Annotated in this window: 10 protein-coding genes; 4 read left to right on the top strand and 6 right to left on the bottom strand. The window is 58.6% G+C overall.

All coding sequences use genetic code 11. The features are described 5' to 3' along the window. Positions 1–33: 33 nt before the first annotated feature. The gene (locus AC13RC_RS25525) at positions 34–1179 is read right to left on the bottom strand and encodes a site-specific integrase (RefSeq protein ID WP_488558865.1); all 1146 of its coding nucleotides are present in this window, start codon (positions 1177–1179) and stop codon (positions 34–36) included. 197 nt (positions 1180–1376) lie between these two features. Here AC13RC_RS25525 and AC13RC_RS25520 point away from each other — a divergent pair, with 197 nt between their 5' ends. Next, positions 1377–2531 (top strand): RHE_PE00001 family protein, encoded by a 1155-nt coding sequence (locus tag AC13RC_RS25520; protein WP_488558864.1) that lies wholly within the window; start codon positions 1377–1379, stop codon positions 2529–2531. Positions 2532–2618: 87 nt separating this feature from the next. On the opposite strand, the gene AC13RC_RS25515 is transcribed toward AC13RC_RS25520, so the two are convergent. Continuing rightward, a complete protein-coding gene (locus tag AC13RC_RS25515; protein WP_488558863.1) occupies positions 2619–4016 on the bottom strand; it encodes an MBL fold metallo-hydrolase in 1398 nt (465 codons plus the stop codon). A gap of 145 nt (positions 4017–4161) precedes the next feature. Next, positions 4162–4629 (bottom strand): gamma-glutamylcyclotransferase family protein, encoded by a 468-nt coding sequence (locus AC13RC_RS25510; RefSeq protein WP_488558862.1) that lies wholly within the window; start codon positions 4627–4629, stop codon positions 4162–4164. 165 nt (positions 4630–4794) lie between these two features. Between AC13RC_RS25510 and AC13RC_RS25505 the strand changes: the two genes are divergently transcribed. Both AC13RC_RS25505 and AC13RC_RS25500 read left to right on the top strand, forming a co-directional pair. Continuing rightward, a complete protein-coding gene (locus AC13RC_RS25505; protein ID WP_488558861.1) occupies positions 4795–5919 on the top strand; it encodes an AAA family ATPase in 1125 nt (374 codons plus the stop codon). Positions 5920–6260: 341 nt separating this feature from the next. Further along, positions 6261–8141: a S8 family peptidase gene (locus AC13RC_RS25500; RefSeq protein WP_488558860.1), complete on the top strand. Its 1881-nt coding sequence runs from the start codon at positions 6261–6263 to the stop codon at positions 8139–8141. Positions 8142–8147: 6 nt separating this feature from the next. Here AC13RC_RS25500 and AC13RC_RS25495 read toward each other — a convergent pair whose 3' ends face one another. From AC13RC_RS25495 to AC13RC_RS25485, 3 genes are read right to left on the bottom strand one after another with little or no spacing between them, the layout of a single operon-like run. Beyond that, positions 8148–8492, bottom strand: coding sequence for a ubiquitination-like system serine protease family protein (locus AC13RC_RS25495; RefSeq protein ID WP_488558859.1), 345 nt, complete (start codon positions 8490–8492; stop codon positions 8148–8150). Next, the gene (locus AC13RC_RS25490) at positions 8489–9889 is read right to left on the bottom strand and encodes a ThiF family adenylyltransferase (RefSeq protein WP_488558858.1); all 1401 of its coding nucleotides are present in this window, start codon (positions 9887–9889) and stop codon (positions 8489–8491) included. Before AC13RC_RS25490 ends, AC13RC_RS25495 begins: the two co-directional genes overlap by 4 nt. After that, positions 9886–10638: a multiubiquitin domain-containing protein gene (locus AC13RC_RS25485; RefSeq protein WP_488558857.1), complete on the bottom strand. Its 753-nt coding sequence runs from the start codon at positions 10636–10638 to the stop codon at positions 9886–9888. The genes AC13RC_RS25490 and AC13RC_RS25485 overlap by 4 nt, the downstream gene beginning before the upstream one ends. A gap of 229 nt (positions 10639–10867) precedes the next feature. Here AC13RC_RS25485 and AC13RC_RS25480 point away from each other — a divergent pair, with 229 nt between their 5' ends. Continuing rightward, complete coding sequence (locus AC13RC_RS25480; RefSeq protein WP_488558856.1) at positions 10868–11212, top strand: helix-turn-helix domain-containing protein; 345 nt, start codon at positions 10868–10870, stop codon at positions 11210–11212.

Genomic DNA, 11212 nt, shown 5'->3' with positions numbered 1-11212 from the left:
GAAACCAGATATGTTCAGTCATATAGGTGAGTCTTACAGCATTCTGGCAGCGCGTCCGCTTCGCCGTGTGGCGTTGTTGTAATAGCTCGACGCCTGCTGCAGCGATCGATGGCGAGATTGCTCCATCGCTTCGGGGAGCGGAATACCGCGATTGGCCGCCTCGGTGAGATATCCCGATCGCAGGCCGTGCGCCGAAAAATCCCCGCTGTCCAACCCTGCCATCTGTGCCCGCTGCTTGATGATCGCATTGACCGACTGCGGATCGAGCGCCCGCCGCGACACGGTCCCCCACCTGCCGATCGCCCGAAAAACGCTGCCCTTGTCGATCTTCGCTGCCACCAGCCAGGCATTCAATGCCTCAACTGGTCGGCCTGTGAGATAGACGACGTCGTCCTGCTCGCCTGATGTCGTTTTGGTGCGGCCGAGATGGATGGCGAAGGAGGGGAGGGGAGGGCAGTCGGGCACCTCGATCGGTGGCTCGTCGGTCAGCTGTTCGCGTCGCAGTCCAGCGATTTCGCTGCGCCTCCGGCCGCCGGAGGCAAAGGCGACCATCAGGATCGCCCGGTCACGGAGATCGCGCAAGCTGTCGGTCGCGCAGGTCGCCAGCAGTTTTGCCAGCACGTCGCCGGTCACCGCCTTAGCGCTCTTACGGCGACGCGTCCGGGGCACGGCACGCACGGCTAGACGAATGGCGGATTTGAGGGCAGGGGAGGCGAAGGCGCCGTCGAGCCCACGCCATTTCGTCAGGGTCGACCAGTTGGCTAGCCGCCTACGCACGGTGGCCGGCGCGTGTGGGCCTGTAGATTTCAGAAAGCCCTGTCGCCGAAGGTTGTCGTCGACGTCATCAGGCATGCCGTGATCCGGATCGGCCGCACGTTTCTCCGGATCCCAGAGGTGGTGCACCACAAACTTTAGCAGCAGCGCCTCGGGCGCCGGCCAGGGAAGAGATTTTCCGGTCGCGGCGAGTCCCCAGGCTTCGAGATAGGCGAGATCGGAGGTGAGTGCCCGCAGGGTATTGTCGCCCATACCGCGTTCGACGAGGTGCTTGAGGGTCTCGACATCCTGGTCAGTCAGCAGCTCGGCGAGTTCGTCGCGGCGCTCGATCGGCAAGACGGCGGCGATGGCGTCGAGTTCTTCCGATCGGCGTTCGACGGCGGATTTCGAGGTGGTCGACGTCACGGCGGTCTCCGAAACAGGGATGTGGCTGGCGATGCAGCCGTCCACAGACACTGTTTTTCTGATTTGCGGCGCGAAATCAATCTACCATCGATAAACGGTGGTTATCGATGGTTATAGCCTCAACTATCAATCATACGATGTGAGGAACCGCAAAATTCTGATAGAGTTCCTTTAGCAAATCATTTACCATAATATCAATGGCTTACGACCTCGCGAAATTGCCCATCTCAAACTTGATCGGGCCAGCTTTTGACGCCGGCATCGCGCTCACCCGTCTCGACGAGCGCATCGCCCGCTCAGGCGTCGGATCCGGCTGGTTCGAGAGGATGCATTTCGCCGACGCCTGCGCCTCGCTGTGGATCGACGGCGAACTCGTGCATCTCGAAGACCTCGTTCTCCACGACGCCTTTCGCGATACCCGCACCCCGACCCACGAACTGACCATCGCCCGCGACGTGTTGAGGACCCGCCGGCGCATTGCCGCGCAGTCGCCGAACTGGGCTTTGTCCCCAGAGGGTATCAGAATTCTGCGACAGACGTCAGACATTAATCCCGTCGACCCTCAATCGCTCCAGCCGGCCGGCGTCATGCGTCGCGCCGTCGCGGAAATGGATCAGGAAGGGGAGGGGGAAGACGACGGTGATGGCGTCAGTCTCCCGGGTATCGATATCGCCGCCATCGATGCGACGCTGGCGCGATCGTCGGCAGCCATTGAGGACGCCACGCGGGCTAGCGGCGCCGACGCCAACCGCGCCACGGCTGGCCGTGCCGAAAAAGATCCGATGATCTATGATCTCGACTGGGACGAGGATGCCCGGCTCGACGAATGGCGTGGTGTGCTGCGCCAGGCCGAACACCTGCCGGCGATGCTGCAGACCATCATTGCCCTCGACGCCTGGAACGAACTGTCCGTGCTCCAGCACGCTCCCTGGCTTGGCCGGCTGTTTTGCGCTTCGATCCTCCGCCAGGCCGGCATCACGTCAGGCGCTCACCTCGCCGCCATCAATCTCGGTCTCAAAACCATTCCCGTAGACCGCCGCCGGCATCGCGATCGGGAGATCCGGCTCCTCGCCATCACCCAGGGGCTTCTCGCGGCCGCCGAGATCGGAAAAAAAGAGCATGATCGACTGACGCTGGCTCGGACGCTGTTCGATCGAAAAATGGAGGGGCGGCGGACGTCTTCAAAACTGCCGGAGCTGGTCGAGTTGGTGATGGCAAAACCGTTGGTGTCGGCCGGCATGGTGGCGAAAACGCTCGACGTCACACCGCAGGCGGCGCGGCGGATTGTTTTGGAGCTGGGCTTGAGGGAGATGACCGGGAGGGGGAGGTTTCGGGCGTGGGGCGTGATTTAGTGGCAGCTATCAACCTTTGACCGAATGCAGCGCGCATGTAGTCATCACGCCCCTGGCCAGCGGTCGGTTTGGCATGGTGCATGATAATCAGGACATGTTGCGCTCGCAGTTGACGGTGAAGCGAGCCAATCGTTCGTCATCGACGACACGTGTCTGGATGCCCTTGCTTTCCACCGCGCCAAGCGTTTCTCTGAGCCGAGCGACACGGTTTCGAGATTCCACAGTGGTCGCAAGGGCAAATAGCAGGGCTTCGAAGCCTAGAATGTCCAGGTGAAAATTGTTGGCTGAGCCATGGTGCGGCAAAGTCATAACCGCGATCCGGTCGCCGAAATCCGCGAAGAAGTCTTGCCAAGGTTGCCGCCATTTATGCTGCCGCAGTGCTGCGTCGCCGGTGCTTAGCCAACCGATACCGTCCCGACGCCACAGGTATCGGCCGAAGGCTGGCTCGTCCAGATAGGATTGCCATTGTCTCGACGTGAAGACACGATCACCGCTTTCTCCGTCGCGCCTTGACAGTGGCCCGGAGTAAAGGGACATCGAAACCGCATTGTGTCCTCCGGGAAAATGCTGGTTATAGATATCTATCAGCACCTTCGCACTTTCGAGGTCGCGCAATTTTTCCAGCAGCCGGTAGGCAAGCTTGACCTCGTCGTTTCCGCGGACGCCGAGTGCCTTTTTGAGATCCGTTAGAAACCGCTTGCGGGAAGTATCGACGACCGGATGAACGTAAGGCAAAAGGATCCAATCGGCGCGGTGCCATGCGCCCGGGAAGTCTTGCCACTCCAGCTGCAGATAGGTGCCCGACGCAGCGATGAAGGCACCATTTCCGTTTTGATCGGATGCCGGGTTGCCGCGGACGAGCTTCGCGCCGGTCGCGCCATGCGGCGGGCGGAAGTGAGTTGCTAAACGGCTTGCAGGGTTTTCCTTTTTCGGCGCATCATCGAGCTCTATCTGGCGACCGCGTCGAGGACCATCTAATGGGCCATCCGGTTCTCCGCCTCGGGGAGGTGGGGCATCATTGGGCGTGCCCGGTTGCAGAAAAATAACTCGCTCCGCACCTCTCGAACGCCACCAGGCTCCAGGATCTTCAAAATAATCGAGTGAGGACCTGGAAGCTGTCCCCTGCACAAAATCTGAAAGCACGAACAAGAGGCGCTCTACGGTATCGAGATAAGGGACAACGACGGTTCTGGCCGGCGCCATCGCCTGCAGGCGATCGATGCCATTGATGTGATCGGCGTGCAGGTGCGAAACAAAAAGGATGTCCGTTTTCCCGGAAGATGCTGCACGATAGAGCGATAGTTCGCTGTTGAAGGCATCGCTTCGCTCCGAGCCACAATCGTACACGTAGGAAAAATTTGCGATGGGAGGTTCGTTTGCTGTGTGGATGCCGTCGGGAGCTCCCTCGACTGTCGAGATCAGTCCGGAATGAAAGCCGCCATGGCCGACTGGGTGCTGTGTGCGCGTGATTTTTACGTACTGCATTTATTTCTTTATCAAGATCGTTTCGGGAATAAGGGGCCCCTACATTCACAAGCCCGAAAATCCAACGGATCTGGCAGGCGATCGCCGTATGGATACCTATTAGGGCGGGGGAGGGCGTTTGATCAAAATCACAACCGGAGCCGGTTTAACCTGACCCGTCATCAAGCAGGCCAGCAAGAAATGTCCGGTAGGCGTTTGGCAGCGCATGATGGCTCGCGCCATCGCGTAGATGCTTGAGGTAAGCAATATTGGGCAGATGCGTGCCTTGCTGTGGGGATGCGATATAGGTATCTGCTTCGATCCAGCTGCCCCCATGATTGATCGTGACGGTGACCCGATTATAGGCGTTTGCCAGCGGGTCCCGATCGGGACGGTACCCCTCGTTCTTGTCAAGAGCCGCGAGATCCTTGTCATCCAGCTCCCACAAAACACCCCAAGTGTCATGACCTGTTTGCGGCTGGATGGATGACACACCGCAGCCACGCTTCATTGATCGACGCGGAAAGCAGAGGATATGATCCGGTAGGAAGCCAAGACCTCCCAGCCTCGCATTTGGGCAACGCTCAATCATCTGAGCCGGATCCATATTGGAACCGTAGGCGAAATAGAGCATGCGGGACCCCATAAAGAAAAAATTAAAAACGCGACAACGCTAGTCCATCATAAATTACAGCATTTGCAATAGGTTGATATATATGTGGAAGAAATTTACCGTCTGTTATTGAAATTTCGTCCACTTTAGACGAGACTGGTTTCAGGCATACGAGGATTTCCATACATGACGACGGCAAAAGCGGATCTCGACTCCGACATCATCAGCCTTGCGCGCCTTGCGCTCGCAGGTCGGGCTCAGGATATCCAAATGCTGGTGCAGCGCATCGCGCGCAAGACACGTGGGGAAAAGCCAGAGCTCTCCAATTCATTGACTGCTCTGCTTCGTGAGGCGCCTTCGAAAGACACTCCCCTTCGTCGAATGGCGGAGATTCCGATGCCGGTCGACTCCGACTCTCGTCTCCATCTTTTGAAGATTGAAGAGGTGATCGAGATCGACCACTCTCCAGTTCTAGCCGCAGACGTATCGGCCGCGCTCGACCAGCTGATCGCCGAGCGTGGTCGCCTCGAAGCGCTGGACGCGGCCGGACTGGATCCGACCCGGACCGCTCTCTTCGTCGGCCCGCCCGGGGTCGGCAAGACGCTTGCTGCAAGATGGTTGGCCAAGCGCCTTGGCAAGCCCCTCATGATACTTGACCTTGCCGCGGTCATGAGCAGCTATCTCGGCCGTACCGGTGCAAATCTCCGACAGGTCCTCGATTACGCCAAGCAAGCAGATTGCGTGCTATTGCTCGATGAGTTGGACGCGATCGCGAAACGTCGCGACGACCGCGATGAAGTCGGTGAACTGAAGAGGCTCGTCACTGTGCTGTTGCAGCAGATTGACGACTGGCCGGCCTCCGGACTTTTGCTCGCTGCTACCAATCATCCAGATTTGCTCGATCCCGCCGTTTGGCGACGTTTCGAGATGAAGGTCGAATTTCCTATGCCTGAACGCCAGGCGATCTTTGAACTCGTCAATGGCCTGCTTCAGCCCTACGAGAGCAAAGCCGACCACTGGGCGAAGATCCTATCGGTTGCACTCCACGGGCAATCGTTTAGCGATGTCAGGCAGTCCGTTGAGCGCGCCCGCCGGGCAGCAGCTATCTCAGGGGATGCGCTCGACGTCCATCTCGAGTCTCTGATTTCGCCCGAGGAGCTTCCCAAGGCTGAGCGCATCAGTCTCGCAACAATGCTGGTCGATGCAGGGCTTTCCCAGCGAAATGTGCAAAAGTTGACAGGGGTCGCCCGGGACACGCTGCGCAGCCATTCGCAGCCAGAAACAACCGCACGCAAACGCAGAGGTACATAATGGCAAAACAGAATTTCCTACTCGGAAAAGGCGAGCGCCTCGTATCCTCGGTCACTGGCGTCAGGGGCGGGGCTCCCAAACAGCATCCCTACACGTTTGCAGAATCCCGGTCTCGCCTTGCGCCAATGCTCACTCGCGCGGTCTCCTTCGTTGACCGGCTGCCAGCGGCGGCATGCCCGGACGATAAGGCTGTTTTGTCGGTTGTTCTCAATCCAGAATATATCGCCAAATCATTCTATCCGAAGGAGCTGTTTCGGCAGGTCGGCGTCGAGGCGGTTGGGAGCCGTACACGATCGATCACTCCCCAAAAGCGATCGCTTGGGCGACCGGCTGAAGAGACCTTGACCACGGAAATCTTCGTGATGGGTCCGAGGGCATCTTTACGCAACTGGAGCTCTGCGCTTCCACAGTGGAACAATTTGTCCCCCGCAACGAACGGCATCATCTCCATCGAGGAAATCGGTGCTCCTGACGCAGAGGACAAGCTAAAGGGACATCTGCCTGACACGGGAAAAGTGACCTTTGAGGCGGTGCTTCACACGGACGAGCTTCTCGGCGAGCAGAAAATCGTTGGCGCGTTCCGCAGCTATCTTGCGGAGCTTGGAATCGACGCTCCCATGGAGAATCGATTTTACGCGGGTGGTCTTTGCTTTGTTGAGCTGACTGCGCCGAGCGAGCGTGCAGAAGACATTGCGACTTTTGCGGCCGTCCGAGCGCTCCGACAGATGCCCACCCTTCGCGTGTTGCGGCCAACGATACGGGCAGCGGCGACGCCTTCACCGCAAATTCGATATCCATCGGAGCCAGCGCTGGATCCTGGCATCAGAGTTGCCATCTTCGACGGTGGTGTTCCCGACAACCATCCACTAACGGCCTGGACAACACCGATCGATACGACCGGCGTTGGCAGTTCACATGAGGATCTTCGCCGTCACGGCGTGCATGTCACGTCCGCCTTCTTGTTCGGTCATATCGACCCGACCAAGCCGATAGCGAGACCTTACGCCCCGGTTGAACATTATCGTGTCCTCGACACCGACCCCAGCCAGGATCCTGAAGGGCTATACGAGGTGCTTTACCGGATCGATCAGACACTGCTCAATCGACAGTTCGATCTCGTCAATATCAGCCTTGGACCGCACCTCCCCATCGAGGATGACGACGTTCATGCCTGGACGGCGGTACTCGATGATCGCTTTGCGAGGAACGATACTCTGGCAACGATTGCCGTTGGAAACGATGGTGAGCGCGATGCGGCGCTCGGCTTCAACAGGATCCAGGTGCCCTCCGATTGCGTGAACGCAATGGCGGTTGGCGCCGCCGACAGCCCTGACGTTGCCTGGGCACGAGCGCCATACAGTTCGGTCGGGCCGGGTCGAAGCCCGGGCTTGATCAAACCTGATCTCGTTGAGTTTGGCGGTTCACTGCAGCGCCCATTTCTTGTTGCAAGCTTGGATGGGCGACCACAGCTTGAGGTCACCGGCGGTACGTCATTTGCATCGCCAAGCCTGTTGCGGGTGGCCGCCGGCATAAAGGCGCACCTTGGCGCCAATATTGACATGCTCGCTGTGCGCGCTTTGCTCGTCCATACAGCCGAGGAGTCTCCGATCGCTGCTGAAGAAGTGGGACGGGGTCGGGTCGCCAGGACGATGGATGATATTTTGTTATGCGATGACGACACCGTGCGCGTCATCTATCAGGGCACCATTTCGGCACGGAGCTACGTGCGAGCACCGATACCGGTTCCCCTTGAGGACATGACGGGCAAAGTCCAGATCACGGCGACGATCTGCTACAAGACGCTGACAGATCCTCATCATCCCGGGAATTACACGCGCGCTGGACTTGAGATCGCGTTCCGACCACGAGATGACAAGCGGAAGGATGACAGCAAGCTGCATGCGGATACGCAGAGCTTCTTCGGCAAAGCGCACAAGGGGTTGACGGAAGGTGATCTTCGGCGTGACGCCTGGAAGTGGGAAAATACTCTGCACGCGTCTGTCGGGTTCCTGGGTAAGAGCTTGCACAACCCAGCTTTTGACATCCACTACAATGCGCGCCTCGAAAGTCGGGATTTCGAGCCGGACGACGAATTGCGCTATGCGCTGGTTGTTAGCGTCAAGGCGAAGCGCGTCGCCGATCTCTACGATCAAATCGTTCGGCGCTACCAGACGCAGCTCGAGCCGCTGCGTCCAGTTGTGGAGATTCCGATCCGTCGATGAAGCGCATCAATCGCACCAACGGATCCTGCCGTTGCGAATGAAAAAATGAGAGCGGCAGCCGACCTGCCGCCACACGGATGGGTGGAGCGTGCCAGTTCCATCCTTTTCCACCTTCGCAAGCCAGACTGCCTTTTCATCAGGCACCAGGTTCATTTCGAGCACAGCGTTGCATCCGCAAGGGCATATCATCGTCGCCTGCCATGGGTCGCCATCCTCGTTTAGAATATAGAGGGTTTTCGGGGCAACGTACCTGGGCATGCTGCCTTCGCGGATCACGGCGCGGTAGGGGCGGCGTAGCAATGCACGGAATGTTCCTGCAACGTATTGACCGGCGTCTGAAAGCCACGTCATGAGCGCGGCTCCGACAGTTCGGGCAAGCCGAGAAGAGGCGAGATTTTGCCGTGGCCGAGCCAAGGGCGAAGGAGAGCGCAGTCCTCTTGTTCCTCGTCGGGCGTCAGGCGAATCTGGCCGAGGCTGAATTCAACGGACGCGACCTCGCTATTTGGGGCATCCCGATAGGGATGGATCCTGGCGAGGAAGTCATTCACCGCGAGCGCTGCCGCGAACATGTTGATGCTGATAACTGCCGGCCTGCTGACCGCGAGGCCGCGGAAGTATTTGTCGCGCACCTGTTGTGCTTCGGCGTCTGGGTCGGAGGCAGCTAGGCCTTCCTGAGCGACCTTCTGAAGGGAGATGACATCTCGCGAGATCAGGCTGGAGCGCCCCGGAACGACATAGTGAACCGTCCCCAGGATGTCTCGGATCCGCCCCTTCATATCACCGTGTCCCGCGGCGTCGATCATCACGCCGACATCGAAATAGGGGATGATGTGATATGTCGAAACGAGGTTCATTGCGAAGCGTCCCGTGTGGGTGTCGACACAACCGAAAATTACATCGCAGACCGACAGCGCGTGGATTGCCGCCGGTGACATCAGGTCGGCCGGCACCTTGATGATGGCGGTCGGAAGCCCCGTGGCGATAACGGCGGTATCTGCCACGTCGACCTTCAGTCGTTTGGCTTGAGCATCGGCGACGCTGCTGCTGAGGATCCGGTTCAGGTTGCGATCCTCGATGATATCTGGATCGATGATGACGACCTCCCCGAAGCCCAGCCGGATGAGTTGCTCGAGCAGAGGGCTACCGGTGCCCGACAGTCCGACGATGCCCGCGCGCAGCTTGCCAAGCGTGGCTGTCGTGCCGTCGCCAAACGCCTGATCCTGCGACTGCCCGAATGGAATTGCAGCTTTTTCCGCCAAGGCAGGGAAAAGCCTGATGTCCGGCCCTGCGACGCTGATCATGTCGATCGGCAGCATATCGTCCCCCTTATAGAGGTAGCGGCCGAACAGGCGACCACCTGGCTGCATGACGATGCTGGCGTGAGGAACCGCTGCGCCAGCCCAAGCCCGGATGACCGGCAGCAACTCAGCATCGCCGACATCGTCGACCTCGGAAAAATACGGGTGGTCACCAGGGTGGCAATGGACCTTGATGACGCTGAGACCGAGCTCCTCGGCATGGTCAAGGTGAGGGGTGATAAGGTCGGTCGGCCAGGAGATGCGGTCGATCTTTCGGGTGCATTTGTCGTGATTGAGGGGGATGACTTCGCGAACCGAAAGGCGATAGCGTCCCTGATGACTGGTGCCACCGCATAGAAGGAGGGCAGCAGCCTCAAGGCCGTCGCCAGGGAAAAGATGGGCCGCCAGCAGGGCATGCTGATCGACCGACATGCTGAGGGTGACGTTCATCGGGATGCCTCCTGCTCGAAAATCTCCTCAATGAGGATCACATGGGTTTCAAGGCAGTCGACGCCGGGCACCCAGATGTTCGAGCCGGAACGGTGACGTGACCAGCGCTGGAAGATCCTGCCCTCGATCGGCTGCTCGACCTGCGTCTGAGGGATTGCGCGGCCGTCGGTGCGGCTGAGCTTGGGAAAGACATACAGCATGTCGAGCTGCGTCATCGGGTATCCCTGTTCGATCCGGATCGCGAGCGAAACACTCTTGTGGTTGAAGCATGCGGGAACCGGGAAATCATGGAGAATAACCCAGGTCGAGCCATCCTTGACGATGTCGAAGGGATGCCCGTAGGCCTCCAGAAACGCCATGTCGGCGCCCAGGAGCGGCGCATCGCGCCGCCCCTGAACTTCTCCGTCGGTCTGTTCCTTGCGGATAGCGCGGAACTTTTCGGTGCCCGGATGGCGAAGGTCGATCTTTTCATCGAGCGTCACCTTCTGCGGCTTATGGCCGGCGAGCTTCACGCGGAGCGTGTAGTTCTCCGGAGGCGTCAGGCCAGCGAGGATAAGGACCTCGCGACCGGTGATGTGCGGCTTGTCCCAGACGAACGACTTGTCGTTGATCTTGAAGCGGTAGCCCTTTGCCAGCGGCGGGCGCTTGCCATCCTTCGCGTAGGCTTCCAGTTCGACGATCTCATCCAGGATGTCTTCGAGAAGATCCTCAATGCGAGAGATCGGGCTTTCATTTCCGTTGATGTGCATTTTACCCTCGTGGGTTTGTGGTTTGGCTGACCAATCCACCGCGGCTGGTCAGTACGTGCATCATCGTTCAAGCGTGCTAAGTATGTCAAGCAATAAAATAGCATGCTTGATAAAGATAGCAAATGAGACGCATGCTTGACTTATCAAGCATTCGAGATAAAATGACTTGCGCCGCGAAATCCACTGGCAGCGCTGGCGCCCGAAGCGCTGTCATCGAAAGAGGAGAGCCGTGAAAGTCACCCTTGGAGAATATCTCGGGTCAATCCGCACAGATAGAAAGCTTACTCTTCGCGGAGTCGAAGAGGCGACAAATAAAGAAGTCTCAAATGCTTATCTAAGCCAGATTGAGAACGGAAAGATTCAGAAGCCGTCCCCAAACATCCTTTATGCCCTCGCGAACCTTTATGGCGTGGACTACGACAAACTGATGGAGTTAGCAGGTTATATAACTACGACGCGTACCGATTTTGAGCGCCACGGGAGGGCTGCGACTTTTGCTGAATTGAACCTGACGCAAGCCGAAGAGTCCGAACTGTTGAAATACCTTGGTTATTTGCGTTCGAAGAAGGATTGA

It is taken from the genome of Martinezella sp. CNPSo 3890, assembly GCF_057784455.1.
This window is presented reverse-complemented; position numbering and strand designations above follow the sequence as displayed.